The following is a 15,732-nucleotide window of genomic DNA, read 5'->3' as shown; positions in this document are numbered from 1 at the left end:
GTTCGTCTGAGGGCTGGGGCTGGTGGGGCCGGGGGTGTGGAGCTGAGGGCGGGTCCGGGACCCGCGGGCGCGGAGGAGGGGACTCCCACCGCGTCGGGACATAGTACCCAGAGCGCTCCGGAAAGCCATCCGTCGCCCGGAATTCGCGCCGGAGGGTCCGGGCGGCCGCGCCGCACGGCCACCCGCCCGCGCTCAGCCCTGCTGCTCGACGACGCTGATCGCCCAGACGACCCCGAAACGGTCGGTGAGCATGCCGAACCCGGCCGACCAGGCCGACGCCGCGAGCGGCTCGACGATGCTCGCTCCGTCCACGAGCGCGTCCCAGTGGCCGGTCGCCTCCTCGAGGGTCGCGGCCTGCAGCGCCAGGAAGAAGGGACGGTCGGTGATCGTCGTGCCGTTCTCGCGGCGCGTGGCTCCCGCCTGCAGATCCGCCTCGCTCGAGGGGACGTCGTACGCCATCACGCTGAAGCCCTCCGCGCCGACGACCTGGCCGTGGACGACCCGCTCGGCGTCGGGCAGGCCCGCCGGCATCCCGAAGTCGCCGTAGGTGCGGACGACCGCCTGACCGCCGAACGCGGCGGCGTAGTACTCGAGGGCCGCGCGGGCCCGGCCGGTGAAGTTGAGGTGTGCGACGACTGCTGCGGTCATGGGTGTGCTCCTTCAGTGCGCGGCGGGTGGGCCGCGGTTCTCCCCGTTTCCCGGGGCTGACTCCACCATCTCGTCGGTACCGGCCAGGGAACGTCCGCTTCGCGCGCGATGATCGATCCGTGCCCATCGCCTCCTCGCCCTCCACCTCGAAGCGGCTGCTCGCCCTCCTGTCGCTGCTGCAGTCGCGCCGCGACTGGTCGGCGCCGGTGCTGGCGGAGCGGCTGGAGGTGAGCGAGCGCACCGTCCGGCGCGACGTCGAGCGGCTGCGCGAGCTCGACTACGTGATCGAGACCACGCGCGGCCCCGACGGCGGCTACCGCCTGGCCGCCGGCACGGAGCTGCCGCCGCTGCTCTTCGACGACGAGCAGGCCGTCGTGATCGCCCTGGCGCTGCGGACCGCCGGCGCCCTCGGCACCGACCTCGACGAGGCGGCCGAGCGGGCGCTTCGGACGATCCGACGACTGCTGCCGAGCCGCCTGGCGCACCGGATCGACGGACTCGCGGCGAGCGCCGGCACCGCGACCCGCCCGGCCGGGGCGCGCGCCGACTCCGGGGTGCTGCTGCGGATCGGCGACGCGATCCGCGACGCGCTGACCCTGCGGTTCGACTACGACTCCCCCGCAGGACCGACCGACGCCGTGCGCGCCACCGAGCCGCACCACCTCGTCCTCGCCGGCGGCAGCTGGTATCTGATCGGCTGGACCGCCGAGCGCGACGACTGGCGCACCTACCGGGTCGACCGGATCCGGCTCCGCAGCCATACCGGCGCCGCCTTCACCCCGCGGACCGTGCCCGGCGGCGACCCCGCGGCGTTCCTCTCCGCCCGCTTCAAGGGCTCGACCGGAGCGGACACCTGGCCGCACTGGGGCTCGGCGACGCTCGACGCCGACGCCGCGCGGATCGCCCCGTACCTCGGCGACGGCACGCTGACCGTCGAGCCGGACGGCCGCTGCCGGATCCGCGTCGGCTCCTGGTCCTGGCCCGGCCTCGCCGCAACGATCGCCCGCTTCGACGCGCCGATCAGCGACGTCGAGCCGCGGGAGCTGCGCGAGGCGTTCGCGCGCCTCGCGGAGCGGTCGGCGCGCGCGGCGCGGTCCGCGGCCGGCGCCTGCTGAGGGCTCTCCCCGCTCAGGGGCGCAGGGTCCGCCGGAGGAACCGCACCTGATCCTCGAGGCTGGCGCGCGAGACCGCGGCGTCGGGTACGAGCTGATCGAACACGTGGTACGTCCCCGCCCAGAGCCGCAGATCGACGGGCACCCCCTGCTCCAGGAGCCGTGCGCCGAAGTGGAGCGCCTCGTCCCGCAGCGGATCGAGCTCCGCGACGAGGAGGTACGTCTCCGGCAGCCCGAGAAGCGACTCGCGGCGAGCCGGTGCCGCGTACGCGTCGGCCTCCCGCCCGCCGAGGTAGAGCCGCCACATCACCTCGGCGTTGCGGTTGTCCCAGACCGGCGTGGCGTCGAACTCCCGCATCGACGTCGTCCGGAGGCGGTCGTCGAGCACGGGGAACAGCAGCAGCTGCGCGCGCGGCACCCGCTCGCCCTCGTCGAGCGCGAGCATGCTCACCCCCGCCGCCAGCGCGCCGCCGGCACTGACTCCGGCGACGGCGATCCGCGCGGGATCGATCCCGAGCTCCGCCGCCCGCTCGACGATCCACCGCAGCACCGCACGGCAGTCGTGCAGGCCCTGCGGGTAGGGGTGCTCGGGCGCGAGGCGGTAGTCGACGGAGACGACGAGGCAGCCCGCGTCGCCGGCGTAGCGCAGGCAGCGGGCGTTCTCGGAGAGGAGGTCCCCCGCGACGAACGCACCGCCGTGCAGGAACAGCAGGGCGGACCCGACCGACGCCGACGGCCGGTAGAGCCGCAGGGCGATGTCGTGACCGTCGAGGCGCACCGAGCGCGACTCGATCACGACCGACCCGCCGAACTCCACCTCGGCGGAGGACGGCTGCATCGTCGACGAGCCCATCAGCAGCCGGGTCCCCTCGACGTCGTTCAGGTCCGGCCGCACCATCAGCTCGGTGGCGGCGGCGAGCTCAGCGTCCACGGCGGCCACCGCCTGCCGCGCCGAGGGGGCTCACGCCTCGTCCGGCTCCGCCTCGGCGATCCGCAGCAGCTGCAGCGCGAGCCACACGTCGTTGCGCTGCGCGGCCTCGAACACGTCGATCCCCAGCTTCGCGCCCACGTTCTTCAGCCGGTGCCCCAGGGAGCTGTGATGCAGCAGGAGCTCCGCCGCCGCCGCGCGGACGTTCGCGTGGCGGCAGTACGCGTCCAGGGCGAGGATCTCGCCCAGGCCGACGGGCGTCCGCACCAGGAGCCGCATCCGCTGCACGAGCTCCGAGCCGGCGGCCTCCGCCGGGGAGACCCGGGCGAGGCAGCGCAGGGAGCCGAGCGCATCGTGCGCGAGAGCGCGCGGACCGAGCGTCGGCGAGCACAGCCGCAGCGTCCGCAGCGCGGAGAGGTAGGAGTCCCGCGGCGACAGCGCCGAGGCGCTCGCTCCGACGGCGACGGTCTCGGCGCCCTCGGGGAGCGCACCGGGCAGGGTCCCGGAGCCGTGCACCAGCACCGCGTGCACCGTCCCGAACCGCACCGGAGCCGTGCAGCGGTGCTCCGGCCCGCACCACTCCCGCCAAGTGCGCGGGTCCGAGAGAGATCCGCCCGAGCCTCGGGCGAGGACGACGCGGACCCGCCAGTCCGGCCGGAAGCCCAGCCGCCGCAGCGCCTCCTCCCGGTGCTCGGTGATCGAGGGCAGCGCCTCGATCAGCATCCGCAGCGGCTCGCCGTCGCCCAGCCGGGCCGCGTCGGCCTGCCGGATGAGGATCGTGGCCGCGGTCAGCGACATGCGCTCGAGGATCAGCTGCGCCATGTCCGCGTCGCTGCTCGAGGGCACCACCCAGACCAGGCCGGCGTCCGCGGTGCCGCCGCCGATCCCGGTGCTGATCGCTCCGGCCGGCGGATCCTGCGGCCGCGCGCGACCGAGGCTGTCGAAGCCGCAGCCGCCGCCCGGACCGGCGAAGCCCGCCTCGGTCCCGATCAGCATCGCCGTCGACCGCACCAGCTCGTCGATCCCGGCCCGGAACTGCTGGAGCTTGTCGAAGAAGCTGACGACGCGCAGCGCGTCCGCACCGCTCTCGCCGCCCTCGGACAACCGCCGGAGAAGACCCTCCATGCGTCACAGCCTCACTCGTCATCGCGTGCTCGCAACCGGTCGATCGCCAGGGCGAGCACCAGCACGGTCCCCGTCGCGATGCCCTGCCAGTAGGACGATACATTCAGGATCACGAGGCCGTTGCTCAGCGTCGAGAGGAAGACGATGCCGAGCGCGGTGCGCGGAATGCTGCCGCGGCCGCCGAAGAGCGAGGTCCCGCCGAGGACGACCGCGGCGAAGATGTCGAACTCGGCGCCCTGCCCGTTGTTCGCGGAGCCGGAGCCGAGCCGCCCCGCGAGCAGCACGCCCGCCACTGCCGAGAGCGCCCCGGCGACCACGAAGACCTGCATCGCGTGCACGTTCACCCGGAGCCCTGCCACCCTCGAGGCCCGGCCGGAGGAGCCGATGGCGTACGAGCGCAGCCCCCAGGTCGTCGTGCGCATCACGAGCCACGCGACGATGTAGAGCACGGTCACCAGCACCACCGCGACCGGGAGCGGGCCGATCGACCCGGTGCCGACCCAGAGCAGGAGATCGAAGCCCTCGACGACCGGGGCCGCGATCGACTGCCCGCTGGTCCAGACCTGCGCGGCACCGCGGACGACCAGCGCCACGGCGAGCGTGGAGATGAAGCCGGGGATCCGGAGCGTCTCGGTCAGCACGCCGTTGACGAGCCCGAGCAGGGCCCCGAGCGCGATCGCGCCGAGGACGGCGACGAGCGGCGGCAGCCCGACCTGCAGCAGCGACACGCAGGTGATCCCGGACGCCGCGATCAGCGCGCCCTGGCTGATGTCGAGCCGGCCGGCGATCAGGATGATCGTCGCCCCGATCGCCGCGACGCCGAGCACCGCCGACTGCCGGAGCACGACGAACAGGTTGTCGACGGTGAAGAAGGTCGACGAGCTGACGGCGAAGACGACGATCATCACGGCCAGCGCCACCGGGAGGACGATCGTGGCGAGGCGCTCCTGATCGAGGCCGCGGCGCGGAGCGCGGGCGAGCTCAGAAGCGGGAGTGTCGAGGCGGGTCACGAGACGCCTCCGGTCGCTGCGGACATCAGTTCTCCTTCGGTGGCGGTGGTGGCCGGGAGCTCCCGGACGACGGCGCCGTTGCGGACGACGATGATCCGGTCGCAGGCGGCGCGCAGCTCGGCGATCTCCGAGCTGATCAGCAGGACGGCGACGCCCTTGCCGGTGAGGTCCCAGACCGTGTCGATCAGGTCGGCCTTGGCCCGGACGTCGATGCCGTGGGTGGGCTCGTCGAGGACGAGCAGGGACAGGTCCTCGGCGAGCAGGCGCCCGACGAGCACCTTCTGCTGGTTGCCCCCCGAGAGCGAGCGGATGTCGAGGGCGTCGCTCGCTGCCTTGATCCGCAGGCGGGACGTCATCTCGCGGATCAGGGCGGTCACCGCGCGCCGGTCGAAGACGCCGCCGCGAGCGACGTCCCGCGGGGCCCGGACGATCATGTTCTGCCGCACGCTGAGGTGCGGCAGGATCCCCTCGGTGCGGCGGTCCTCGGAGAGGTAGGCGACGCCCCGGGCGAAGCCGGCGGCCGCGGAGCGCGGACTGTAGGGCCGGCCGCCGAGCTGCATCGAGCCGGACTGCAGGGTCTCGAGGCCGGCGATCGAGCGGCCGATCGAGGACTTCCCCGCGCCGACGAGGCCGAAGACGCCGAGCACCTCGCCCCGCCGGATCGCGAGGTCGACGGGCGGGCGGCCCTTGATCACCATCGCTCCGCCGACGAACGCGGGCTCGCCGAGCGACGGGGCCCGGTCGCCCCGGACGACGGCGGCGGAGCCCGGCACCATGGCGTCGACGACCTGCGGCAGCACGTCCGCCGTGGCCGCGAACTCGCCGGCGACCCGGCCGTCCCGCAGCACGACGATGCTGTCGCAGAGCTGCACGACCTCGTCGAGCCGGTGCGAGATGAAGACCACGCCGACGCCCTCGTCGCTGAGCGAGCGCATGACGCGGAAGAGGCGTGCCGCCTCGAACGGCGTCAGCGAGGAGGTCGGCTCGTCCAGCAGCAGCACGGATCCGGCGCTGCGCAGCGCACGGGCCGCCGCCACGAGCTGGCGGTCGCCGATCGACACGTCGCGCACCAGCTCGTCGACGTCGTTCTCCAGCCCCATCCGGCGCAGCAGCGCGCGGGCGGCCTCCCGCATCCGCCGGCGGTCGAGCTGCAGGGCCCGCTGGAACGGGCGCTCGTCCCCGAGGAAGAGGTTCTCGGCGATTGTGAGATCGGGCACGAGGTCGAGCTCCTGGCGCACGACGCCGATCCCGTGGCGCTGCGCCTCGCGCGGGCTCGAGAACGAGACCGGCTCGCCGCCCACTCGCAGCTCGCCGGTGTCGGGCGGGAGCTGGCCGGTGAGGATGTTGATGAGCGTGGACTTGCCGGCCCCGTTGGCGCCGGCCAGGCCGAGGATCCGTCCCGCGTGGACCGACAGGTCGACGCCGGAGAGGGCGGCCACCCCGCCGAAGGCCTTGCTCACGCCGCGGACGGTGAGGACGGCGGCGGGCTCGAGCGATGCCGTCATCCGAGGGAGTCCAGGATCCCCTGGGCGTTCTCCGCCGTCACCAGCTCGACGGGCACGATCTGCTCGCGCTCGACCTCGCCGCCCGAGGCGAGCTCGAGGACCGCGCGCGCGATGATCTCCCCCTGCTGGACCGGGAAGAGGCCCACCGTGGAGACGACCTCGCCGGAGAGGACGCCCCGCAGGATGCGCGCGTCCTCGCCGCCGGTGACGATCCCGACGTCCTCGCCGGGGGTGCGTCCGGAGGCCTTGACCGCGGAGATCGCGCCGAGCGCGCTGGAGTCGTTCAGACCGACGATGAGGTCGAGATCGGGGTGCGCCTGCAGGACGGTCGAGGTCTGCGCGTTGCCGGTGTCCTCCTGGTACGCCTCGACCTCGCTGACGAGCGTCCACTTCCCCTCGCCGAGCACGGCGTCGATCCCGGCGATGACGCCTTCGTGCCGGGCGATCAGCGGCTCGCCGCCGGAGTCCTGGTGCAGGATCGCGACGGTGGGCACCTCGTCCGCGCGGTTCGCCGCCAGCCAGCCGCCGGCGCTCTCGCCCTCGAGCTCGCCGAAGGCGCGGTCGTCGAGGTTGAAGACGACGTCGGCCTCGGGGATGTCGGTCGCCAGCCCGATCACGAGGACGTCCTGCCCGGTGAGGCGGCGCGCGACCGGCGAGATCGCCTTCGGGTCCGTCGGGCACACGATCACGGCCTTCGCACCGGCCGCGACGAGGTTCTCGATTCCGGACACCTGCTCGCCGGACTCGCCGTCGGGATCGGAGGTGACGACGTCGATGCCGCAGTCGGACAGGATGCCCTCCAGCCCCTTCTCGACCAGCGGGAAGTACCCGCCGGTGTTGGAGTAGGGCGAGTAGCCGACGCGGGTCAGGTCGACGCCGTCGCACTCGGCGGGGCGCTCACCGGCCGGCGTCGTCGATGCGCTCTGGCAGCCGCTCAGCGGGAGCAGCACGACCGCGGCAGCGGCCAGTGCGACGGCCGTGCGGCGCAGTCGGGTGGTGGGTCCGTGGACGTGCATCGTGTCTCCTTCGACAGGAAGTGCGGGTGGGGCGACTCCCCGGGAGGGTTCGGCGCCACCCGTCACTCTGCCGACGCGCGGCCCCGGAGTCATCCGGTCACCGACGCATATCCGCCCGCCATCTGGCGGATGGCAGCGCCACCATGGCGTCCGCGCCGACGGGTGACCGACCGCGGATCCCGGTCACCCGTTCATCGGAGGAGGGAGCCCGCCGGTCACCGGCGCAGAGTCGGGTCATCGCCTCGGGGCCCGTCCCGGGCACGACGCGCACAGAGCGAAGGAGAAGAGACCATGAACGAGAAGCACACGACGGACGTCCGGGACCTGCCGATGACCGTGTTCGAGGTGGCGGAGCGGGGCGGGACAGTCGAGTCCCTGACCGCCGGTCACGGCATGAAGGAGCTCGCCGACTCGAACTGCGTCTGCTACATCTGCTGCGGCGGGCCCGCCGCCTGACCGCCGTCGCCGAGAGCCGGCCTCTCGGCCCCTCGGCACGGCTCGCGAGCACGCGTCCCTCCGCGTGCCGCCCCCGGCTCCCGTCCCGCGTCAGTCGGGACGGGAGCCTTCTGCCGTCGGAGGGGGAGGCGGAACGATCCACCGGCCCGCCGGCGAGACCGTCTCAGCGACCGCCGCCGCGTACTCGGCGTGGCGGTCGTGAGGCGGCTGCCCGAAGGACCGCTGCAGGACCGTCCCGAGGAGCCGGGCGCAGTCGCCGGCCCGCTCGGCGTCGCGAGACCGATCGGAGTCACCCGGCCGATCCGCGTCGGCGGCCCCCTCCGGGCGGAGGACGAAGCCGCCGACGACCGCTCCGACAGCCAGGCGCCCGGACTCGGAGCGCGCGTCGCCGAGCACGAGGTGGTGCCGGCTGAGCGCCCCGAGGTAGTGCGGATCGGAGAGCCGGGAGACGAGGGAGAGCCCGAGCCGGTCGGACGAGCCGGGCCGGGCTCCACGCGAGCCGAGGACCGCGGCGTCACCGCGGTTGTAGGCGCGGAGCAGCGGCACCGCCATGGTCCCGTGGAAGAGCATCGCCGCGGTGAGGCCGAAGGCGACCAGCTCCGGCCGCCGCAGGAGGGCCGCTCCGAGCTCGGCGTCGATCCGGCCCGCCTCGCGGACGAGGACCGCGTCGAGGAGCTCGTCCTTGCTGCTCCAGTGCAGGTAGAGCGTGCCCTTGCCGACGTGCGCGGCGTCGGCCACGTCCTGCATGCAGACCTTGCGGTAGCCCCAGCGGAGGACGAGATCGCGCATCGCGTCGAGGATGCGCTCCCGCCGCCGCGGATCGGCGGTCTCGGGCCGGCGCGGATGGGCGACCTCCGAGCCCCGGCGCAGACCCGGGTCGGTCCGCGCATCTGCGTCGCTCCCGGACGAGGGCGTCACGGGAACGGATGCGGGTCGGGGTTCAGCTCGTCCGGGAGCAGGTCGCGGTCGAGCCTGCCGAGCCGCCGCGGCAGCTCGAGGAGTCGGGGCAGCCCGTCGGTCCTGCGGTTGCGGTGGCCGAACGTCATCGGCACGGCACCCGGCACGAGCACCTTCACGCAGGAGAAACCGCCGGCGCGGTGCTCCGGCGTGGTCTGGTCGACGACGAGCACCTCGCCGATCCGCTCCACCACGGCACGGAGATCGACCGCCAGATCCGCGGCGTCCGGGCGGACGCGGTGCGCTCCCCCGACGTCGTCGATGCCGATCGTCGGACCATCGCGCAGGAACTCGAGGCGGTGGAGGGCGTCCGGATGCGCGTACAGGGCGGAGTGGTCGAGCATCGTCCGCACGGCGAGCGGATCGCGCACCATCTCCGCGGCGTGCGCCTCCTCGCCCGGGTAGCGCCGGAGGAGGTCCGCCAGGATCGGGCCGAGCTCGCTCAGCGCGCCGAGCAGCGCGCGCTCGGGGTCGAGGGCCGCGCCGGCGGTGCAGAGCGCGGCCGGTCCGGAGCCGCCCTGCCGCGTCGCCAGCAGCCACACCGCCGGAATCCCCCAGTCCGTCGTGACGTCGAAGGCGGCGACGTCGAAGCCGGTCGCCGCGGTGATCGCCACCGCCTGGGCGGGGACGAGCGGATCGCGGCAGCTGCTCAGGTCGATGGCGGCGGGCGTGGTGCGGGTGTACCAGGTGCAGAGGAACGCGTCGCGCTCGATCGTCTCCAGCAGACCGTGCAGGGCGGCCTCCTCCCAGGAGGAGCCGAGCGCGCAGCCGTTCGAGACCTCGTAGTACGAGACCGGGTCGTCCCCGCGCAGTCGCTGCGAGAAGTAGTAGGCGAGAGCCTCGGGGACCAGTCGCGCGCGCCCCTCGGCGAAGGAGTGCGCCCACACCCACTGGATCGGCACGTCCTCGTCGAACCGCCGGTACCGGAAGGCCGGGTCGTCGTAGGACTCGTCCGGATGCCGACCGAAGACGTCAGGGTGCACGGCCTCAGCAACGAGCTCCCGGAAGCTTCCGCGCACGGTCGACCGGCGCCCGCCCGGGGCGACTCCCCCGTACCGCTCGAGCGCCTCCAGCACCGCGGTGACCTCGGCGGACCGGTAGTCGCGACCGCGGCCGTAGCCCGGCTCGACCAAGCCGTCCAGGCGCATCGGCATCGGCGCGGCCGCCATGACCAGCCCGCCCTCGTCCCCGCGGCGTGTGGCGGCGATCGTCCCGCAGAAGGGGTCGATGTAGAGGGAGCGGAGGGCGTCGGCCTCGCCGACGACGTCGCGGATCCGCGCGCCGAACGGAGCGGTCTTGGGCTGCGGCGTGAGGACGTGCTGGGCGAGCACGGCGGTGTCGTCCGGGAGGTCGCCGCAGAGCTCGCAGAGGGGCTCGGGGAGGAAGGCGTGCGACTCCACCTCCAGCGTGTCGAGGCGGACCACGGCGACCCGCCGCGCGGCGCCCGCGTCGTCCCGCTCCTGAGCGAGCAGGCGCTCGAGCGCGATCGCCGCGACCTCGGCCGCCAGCTCGTCGAGCGCCTCCGGGCGCCGGCCCTCGAGCTGCTCCGCGCACTCCTCCCGCAGCTGCCGCCGCCAGGGTTCCGCGCCGCCCAGGCGCTCGCGCCGGAGCGCCAGGCACCGCGGGCACCCTGGGACGCCGGGACGCACGAGGGGCCCGATCACGAGGCGGTTCACCTCGACGTGCGCAGGCAGCCACGGCACCTCGTTCGCGGGAGGGTCGGGGATCCGCCAGGTGTCGGACGCTCGGACGGTCACGCCCCTCGCTGCGCCGATGCCGGCCAGCGCTCGCTGGAGCAGTCCGTCCTCCTGGCCGGCGACCACGGTCTCGTTCGCGCTCACGGCAGGATCACCACCTTCCGGACGACGAGTCCGAGTCTCGCCACGACGGGGTCGTGGTCCAGGTCGACGACGACGGCCCGCGGATCGGAGGCGGGAGCCGTCTCCCGGGCGAACCTCAGCGCCTCCTCCGCCGTCTCGGCGACTCCGAGACCTCCGGTCGCCGGTGCCGCGTCCGAGCAGCGGAAGGCGAGCGAGACCGGCACGCGGAGGGTGGAACCGTCGGCCAGCAGCCGGCCCGGAACGGTGGACGCCGTGTGCGCGGCGACCACGCGGCGGACGGCCTCGCGCAGCTCCTCGAGGCTCGCGGTGGGAGCGGCGACCGCCCGACCGGCCCCGTCGAGCACCCGGCGCGGATCGAGGACCGACTCCGCGCGGACCGCGAGCGCCCGGCGGACCGCGTCGGACCGCGCCGCCGCGAAGTCGGCGCCCTCGCCGACGACCTCGACGTCGCGCCTCGCGACGACGGCGTCGCAGGCGACGCGGACCCGGGAGTGGTGGCGCGGGACCTGCGGCAGATCCGCCTCCTCGATCAGCCGGAGCACCCCGAAGTCGGGATCGACGACCGTCGTCGCCCGCTCCTCGAACGGGCCGGTCGCCTCCGGCTGCCCGGCCTGCCACGGATGGGGGCTGATGCGGGTGAGCACCGATCCCGCCGCGGTCACCGTCCTGGCCCGCCACGGGTCCGTGCGGCCGGCCTCGACGCGGCGGACGAGCTGAGCGACGGCCTGTCGCACGACGCCCTCGACGGGCCTGCCCGCCTCGACGCCGCGCTCCGCCACGGCGACGAGCACCGGGAGCAGGTCCGACCCGGAGGCCGGCCCGACGACGAGCGCCCCGCCCGCGTGCAGCAGGACCGCCCCGAAGGTCCGCTCCCGATGCTGTCGGACCTCGTCGATCAGCCACCGCTCCGCGACCGGGCCGACGGCGAGGCAGGACTCGGGCAGGGCGCGGCCGTTGAGCACCACCGCCCGTTCCGCGAGGGCCGTCTCGCCGAGGAAGCTGACGCGACCGGCGACGGGCGCCTCGCGGAGGACGCCGAGGGAGAGCATCGCGCTCCGCACGCGCCGGAGCTGATCGGCCCGGACGGGATCGAGCGACCGCGCGCGCTCGTCGACGTCGATCCCCGCCTCGGTCCAGGCGGCGACGAGGCGGATCCAGCCGGCGATCTCGCCCGTGAGGACGACGTCGCCGGAGGCGGTCATGCCGTAGGTGCAGCCCTCCCGGTCGACCACGCAGGCGCTCGTGTCCACGACGAGGCTCACGCCGCCACCGCCGGGGTCGACCGCGGGCTCGAGCCGACGAGGAACTGGCCCACGCTGCACTCGAGGAGGGGATCGCGACCGGTCGCCTCGGCGAAGGCGACGGGGTCGTCGACGCCGAGCGGGCATCCCGCCAGCCCCATCGCGCTGCACGCTCCGGCGAGCGCCTGGTAGAGGACCCCCGTGTCCTTCATGACAAGCTCGAGCGCCATCTTCTCGTACTTCCACATCACGCGGCCGACGCGGGCGGAGACGACGATCAGGACCTGCGGGACGGCGTCCGTCGCCGACGCCCGGCTCGCGCCGCGGATCATCCTGCGCACCGCGGGACGGCCGATGCCGCACACCTCCTCGAGCTCGTGGCGGTGCGCGTCGTAGTGGTAGAACGCCGGATCGAGCCCGGCGCAGCGCGAGACGACCAGGTACAGCTCGAGCTCGGCGAGCGAGCCGCCGGACGGTCGCGGCGAGCAGACCACCTCCGTCCCGTGGTCGACGCGGGTCCCGCGGACCCGGTCCGTCCGGAAGAGGAGCTCCCCGAGCTCGGCGACATCGATCGGCGCGGACTCGTCGTGCTGCCTCAGGGACGCTCTTCGCTCGACCACCTCGGCGTAGGGCGGGTCGCCCGCCCTCAGGGCGGCGATGTCGACCGGTGGGAGCGCGGCCCGGCGCCCGCCGAACGGCGTGGGGACGGCGCCCTCCGGGGCGAAGCCCGCCTTCCCGCCCCACCACGTGCCCCCGAAGTCGCCGATCGCCCCGCGGTGGCCCGGTCGGCTCCGATCCCAGAAGAGCAGCTCGTGGGGTGCCCACTGGCGGAAGCGGAGCTCCGTGTCCTCCGGACCGCCCGGTGCCGTGAGGAAACCGTGCCGGCGCAGCTCGCGGTGCAGGGCCGCGGCGAGCCCGCTGCCGCCCGAGAGCGCCTCGGCGAGGAGCGACCGCCGGTGCAGCACGATCTCGGCACTGGCGAGCGGCGACTCCACCAGCAGGTCCGGGCCGTCGCGGCGGACCACGGCGAACCTCGAGAGGTCGAGGTCGAGGTCCGCGGAAGGCGCCGGAGCGGGTTCCGCCGCGGCCCGCAGCGGTCGGATGACGAAACCGGCACCGTCCTCGTCGCCGAACTCCTGGACGAGCCAGCCGTCCTCGCGCAGCCGCGCGGTCACGGGGTCGTCGGCGCCGCCCGGCACGCCCTCGACGAGCTGCCGCAGCCGCTCGTCGACCGCCGCGCCGTCCCCGAGCGCCAGGGACCGGGGCCACGCCATCACGGTCGTGGCCGTGCCGTCGTGCGAGGCGTACACGCCCGCGCGAAGGCGCTCGGTCCGGGGTCCGGGGACGTCTTCGTCGGTCACGAGCTCTCCTTCTCGACCGCCGGGCAGCCCGCATCGCCGAGGCGACCACGCTGCAGAGGCACAGGTCCGCCTGCGGAAGAACGTCAGGCTAGCGACGGCACCGAGGGAGAGGACATCGCGCGCCAGGAGAGGGAGACGTCGGCCCTACGAGCCCGGTGCCCGCGCAGCGGAGCCCTCCCGCGGCGCACGGCCGCGTCGGCGAGAAGGACGGGCTCTCAGATGGCGGAGGGCTAGGGATTCGAACCCTAGAGACATTTCTGCCCACCAGTTTTCAAGACTGGCTCCATCGGCCGCTCGGACAGCCCTCCCTGCCGCTCCCCGCGGGGAGAGACAGTCGATGGTAACCGACGGACGCGCGGCGGCGGGCGGCGACCGGTGGGGCAGGGGCCGCCGGGTCAGCGCAGGTCGGCGAGGGCGACGGCGACGCCGTCCTCGTGCACGCCGGGGAGGATCGCGGAGGCGACGGCGAGGACCTCGGCGGGCGCCTGGCCCATCGCCAGGCCGGCGCCGTGCTCGGCGGCCCAGGTGAGCATCTCGATGTCGTTCCGGCCGTCGCCGAGCGCGACCACGTCGCTCCGCTCGATGCCGAGGCGGTTCCGGACCAGCTCGAGCGCGGTCGACTTGTTGACGCCGTGCGGGGCGATGTCGAGCCAGGCGGTCCAGCCGATGGCGTAGCTGACCTGGTGCAGGCCCATCCGCTCGACGAGCTCGGTGAACTCCTCGATGCCGGTGCCGGGCGAGATGACGACCACGCGGGTGGACTGCACGCCGAGCAGCTCCTCGAACGGGACGTGCACCGTCTCGGCGCCCATCACCGCCCCGCCGGGGAAGGCCTCGGTGTAGGAGAAGGCGCCGTCGGCGTCCTCGACGGCGTAGTGCGCGTCGGGCAGGTGCCGGCGGATGGTCTCGAGGACCTCGGTGGGGTCGAAGGTCTCGACGACGTCGGGGCGGTAGCCGCCCTCCGCCTCGGGGTCGCGGCGCAGGGTGACGGCGCCGTTGCAGCAGATCACGAACTCTGGAGCGATGCCCAGCCGCGCCACGACGGGCAGCGTCGTCGACGGCGAGCGGCCGGTGGCGAGCATGACCTCGTCGCCCTGGGCGACCACTCGCGTGATCGCCTCGACGACCGCGTCGGTGATGGTGCCGTCCTCGTGCATGACGGTGCCGTCGATGTCGAGGGCGACGAGGCGGCGACCGGAGGCGCGACCCGCGCTCATGCGGTGCGGACCGGCTCGAGGACCTCGAGGCCGCCCAGGTGCGGGCGCAGCGCCTCGGGGACGAGCACCGAGCCGTCGGCCTGCTGGTGCGTCTCGAGCAGGGCGACGATCCAGCGGGTGGTCGCCAGGGTGCCGTTCAGGGTCGCGACGGGCGCCGTCTTGCCGGACTCGGTGCGGTAGCGGGTGTCGAGGCGGCGGGCCTGGAAGGTGGTGCAGTTCGAGGTGGAGGTCAGCTCGCGGTAGGCGTCCTGGGTGGGCACCCAGGCCTCGACGTCGAACTTGCGCGCGGCGCTCTGGCCGAGATCGCCCGCGGCGACGTCGATGACGCGGTAGTGCAGGCCGAGACTCTGCAGCACGCCCTCCTGGTGCGCGAGCAGGCGCGCGTGCTCCGCCTCCGCGTCCTCGGGCAGCGTGTAGACGAACATCTCGAGCTTGTTGAACTGGTGCACCCGGATGATGCCGCGGGTGTCGCGCCCGCCCGAGCCGGCCTCGCGGCGGTAGCAGGTGCTCCAGCCGGCGTAGCGCTTCGGGCCGCCCGCGAGGTCGAGGATCTCGTCGGCGTGGTACCCGGCGAGCGCCACCTCGCTGGTGCCGGTGAGGTAGAGGTCGTCGTCGCGGAGGCGGTACACCTCGTCGTCGTGCTCGCCGAGGAAGCCGGTGCCGTCCATGATCTCGGGGCGGACGAGCGTCGGCGTGATCAGCGGGGTGAAGCCGGCCTCGAGGGCGCGCTCCAGGCCGAGATTCATCAGCGCGATCTCGAGGCGGGCGACGAGGCCCTTGAGGAAGTAGAAGCGCGCGCCGCTGACCTTCGCGCCGCGCTGCATGTCGATGCCGTCGAGCAGCTCGCCGATCTCGAGGTGGTCGCGGGGCGCGAAGTCGAAGACCGGGCGCTCGCCGACGGTGCGCACGAGCTCGAACTCGTCCTCGCCGCCGGCGGGCACGCCGTCGATGATCGGATTGGCCAGCCGCTTCACGAGCGAGCCGAAGCGCTCGTCGGCCTCGGCGGCCTCCTGCTGCGCCTGCTTGGCTGCGGCGGCGAGGCGCTGCGCCTCGGCGACCAGGGCCGCCTTCTCGTCCTTCGGTGCCTTCGCGACGGTCTTGCCGAACGCGTTCTGCTCGGCTCGGAGGCGCTCGGCCTCGGTGATCGCGGACCGGCGCACGCGGTCGGCCTCGACGGCCTCGTCGACGAGCTCGACGGAGTCGCCGCGCGCCTCCTGCGAGCGCTTCAGGACGTCCGGGTTCTCGCGGAGAAGTACGGGATCAATCACCAGAGCAGTTTAGAGGGGCCGGGAGGCGCGCCTGAGGATCGGCCGGG

The 15,732-nt window shown here is 74.2% G+C and carries 14 protein-coding genes and 1 tRNA gene; 2 read left to right on the top strand and 13 right to left on the bottom strand.

Annotated elements, in window-relative coordinates; translation table 11 throughout:
* Window positions 1–192: 192 nt before the first annotated feature.
* Window positions 193–648, bottom strand: a complete 456-nt coding sequence (locus GTU73_RS05120) for a VOC family protein (protein WP_160087570.1) — start codon at window positions 646–648, stop codon at window positions 193–195.
* A gap of 119 nt (window positions 649–767) precedes the next feature.
* Between GTU73_RS05120 and GTU73_RS05115 the strand changes: the two genes are divergently transcribed.
* Window positions 768–1,763, top strand: a complete 996-nt coding sequence (locus GTU73_RS05115) for a WYL domain-containing protein (protein ID WP_160087568.1) — start codon at window positions 768–770, stop codon at window positions 1,761–1,763.
* A 13-nt stretch (window positions 1,764–1,776) separates the two neighbouring features.
* Here GTU73_RS05115 and GTU73_RS05110 read toward each other — a convergent pair whose 3' ends face one another.
* From GTU73_RS05110 to GTU73_RS05090, 5 genes are read right to left on the bottom strand one after another with little or no spacing between them, the layout of a single operon-like run.
* Complete coding sequence (locus GTU73_RS05110; RefSeq protein ID WP_160087566.1) at window positions 1,777–2,691, bottom strand: alpha/beta hydrolase; 915 nt, start codon at window positions 2,689–2,691, stop codon at window positions 1,777–1,779.
* Between the two features lie 30 nt (window positions 2,692–2,721).
* Window positions 2,722–3,813 carry a helix-turn-helix domain-containing protein gene (locus tag GTU73_RS05105; RefSeq protein WP_160087564.1) on the bottom strand — a complete coding sequence of 364 codons (1,092 nt, stop codon included), beginning with the start codon at window positions 3,811–3,813 and terminating at the stop codon, window positions 2,722–2,724.
* 11 nt (window positions 3,814–3,824) lie between these two features.
* Window positions 3,825–4,823 (bottom strand): ABC transporter permease, encoded by a 999-nt coding sequence (locus GTU73_RS05100; protein ID WP_160087562.1) that lies wholly within the window; start codon window positions 4,821–4,823, stop codon window positions 3,825–3,827.
* The gene (locus GTU73_RS05095; RefSeq protein ID WP_160087560.1) at window positions 4,820–6,328 is read right to left on the bottom strand and encodes a sugar ABC transporter ATP-binding protein; all 1,509 of its coding nucleotides are present in this window, start codon (window positions 6,326–6,328) and stop codon (window positions 4,820–4,822) included. The genes GTU73_RS05100 and GTU73_RS05095 overlap by 4 nt, the downstream gene beginning before the upstream one ends.
* Window positions 6,325–7,344 carry a sugar ABC transporter substrate-binding protein gene (locus tag GTU73_RS05090; RefSeq protein WP_160087558.1) on the bottom strand — a complete coding sequence of 340 codons (1,020 nt, stop codon included), beginning with the start codon at window positions 7,342–7,344 and terminating at the stop codon, window positions 6,325–6,327. Before GTU73_RS05090 ends, GTU73_RS05095 begins: the two co-directional genes overlap by 4 nt.
* A 291-nt stretch (window positions 7,345–7,635) precedes the next feature.
* Here GTU73_RS05090 and GTU73_RS05085 point away from each other — a divergent pair, with 291 nt between their 5' ends.
* Complete coding sequence (locus GTU73_RS05085; protein ID WP_160087556.1) at window positions 7,636–7,800, top strand: thiomuracin/GE37468 family thiazolyl RiPP peptide; 165 nt, start codon at window positions 7,636–7,638, stop codon at window positions 7,798–7,800.
* A gap of 90 nt (window positions 7,801–7,890) precedes the next feature.
* Here GTU73_RS05085 and GTU73_RS05080 read toward each other — a convergent pair whose 3' ends face one another.
* The 7 genes from GTU73_RS05080 to serS all read right to left on the bottom strand — a co-directional run bounded on the left by GTU73_RS05080 (window position 7,891) and on the right by serS (window position 15,685).
* A complete protein-coding gene (locus tag GTU73_RS05080) occupies window positions 7,891–8,589 on the bottom strand; it encodes a TetR/AcrR family transcriptional regulator (RefSeq protein ID WP_160087554.1) in 699 nt (232 codons plus the stop codon).
* 125 nt (window positions 8,590–8,714) lie between these two features.
* Window positions 8,715–10,598 (bottom strand): TOMM precursor leader peptide-binding protein, encoded by a 1,884-nt coding sequence (locus GTU73_RS05075; protein ID WP_160087553.1) that lies wholly within the window; start codon window positions 10,596–10,598, stop codon window positions 8,715–8,717.
* Window positions 10,595–11,860: a hypothetical protein gene (locus GTU73_RS05070; protein ID WP_160087551.1), complete on the bottom strand. Its 1,266-nt coding sequence runs from the start codon at window positions 11,858–11,860 to the stop codon at window positions 10,595–10,597. Before GTU73_RS05070 ends, GTU73_RS05075 begins: the two co-directional genes overlap by 4 nt.
* The gene (locus tag GTU73_RS05065; protein WP_160087549.1) at window positions 11,857–13,200 is read right to left on the bottom strand and encodes a SagB family peptide dehydrogenase; all 1,344 of its coding nucleotides are present in this window, start codon (window positions 13,198–13,200) and stop codon (window positions 11,857–11,859) included. Before GTU73_RS05065 ends, GTU73_RS05070 begins: the two co-directional genes overlap by 4 nt.
* Window positions 13,201–13,420: 220 nt before the next feature.
* A tRNA-Ser gene (locus GTU73_RS05060) sits at window positions 13,421–13,508 on the bottom strand.
* A gap of 87 nt (window positions 13,509–13,595) precedes the next feature.
* On the bottom strand, window positions 13,596–14,417 hold the full coding sequence (locus tag GTU73_RS05055; RefSeq protein ID WP_160087547.1) for an HAD family hydrolase: 822 nt from the start codon (window positions 14,415–14,417) through the stop codon (window positions 13,596–13,598).
* Window positions 14,414–15,685, bottom strand: coding sequence for a serine--tRNA ligase (serS, locus tag GTU73_RS05050; RefSeq protein ID WP_160087545.1), 1,272 nt, complete (start codon window positions 15,683–15,685; stop codon window positions 14,414–14,416). Before serS ends, GTU73_RS05055 begins: the two co-directional genes overlap by 4 nt.
* Window positions 15,686–15,732 lie beyond the last annotated feature (47 nt).

It is taken from the genome of Rathayibacter sp. VKM Ac-2804, from assembly GCF_009866655.1.
In the GTDB taxonomy this organism is placed as follows: domain Bacteria; phylum Actinomycetota; class Actinomycetes; order Actinomycetales; family Microbacteriaceae; genus Rathayibacter.
This window is presented reverse-complemented; position numbering and strand designations above follow the sequence as displayed.

What these genes read in the sequence shown, in the direction of transcription:
- GTU73_RS05055 (WP_160087547.1), bottom strand. Translation starts at nt 14,417, where the DNA reads ATGAGCGCGGGTCGCGCCTCCGGTCGCCGCCTCGTCGCCCTCGACATC.
- GTU73_RS05095 (WP_160087560.1), bottom strand. Translation starts at nt 6,328, where the DNA reads ATGACGGCATCGCTCGAGCCCGCCGCCGTCCTCACCGTCCGCGGCGTG.
- GTU73_RS05090 (WP_160087558.1), bottom strand. Translation starts at nt 7,344, where the DNA reads ATGCACGTCCACGGACCCACCACCCGACTGCGCCGCACGGCCGTCGCA.
- GTU73_RS05085 (WP_160087556.1), top strand. Translation starts at nt 7,636, where the DNA reads ATGAACGAGAAGCACACGACGGACGTCCGGGACCTGCCGATGACCGTG.
- GTU73_RS05080 (WP_160087554.1), bottom strand. Translation starts at nt 8,589, where the DNA reads ATGCGCGATCTCGTCCTCCGCTGGGGCTACCGCAAGGTCTGCATGCAG.
- GTU73_RS05105 (WP_160087564.1), bottom strand. Translation starts at nt 3,813, where the DNA reads ATGGAGGGTCTTCTCCGGCGGTTGTCCGAGGGCGGCGAGAGCGGTGCG.
- GTU73_RS05120 (WP_160087570.1), bottom strand. Translation starts at nt 648, where the DNA reads ATGACCGCAGCAGTCGTCGCACACCTCAACTTCACCGGCCGGGCCCGC.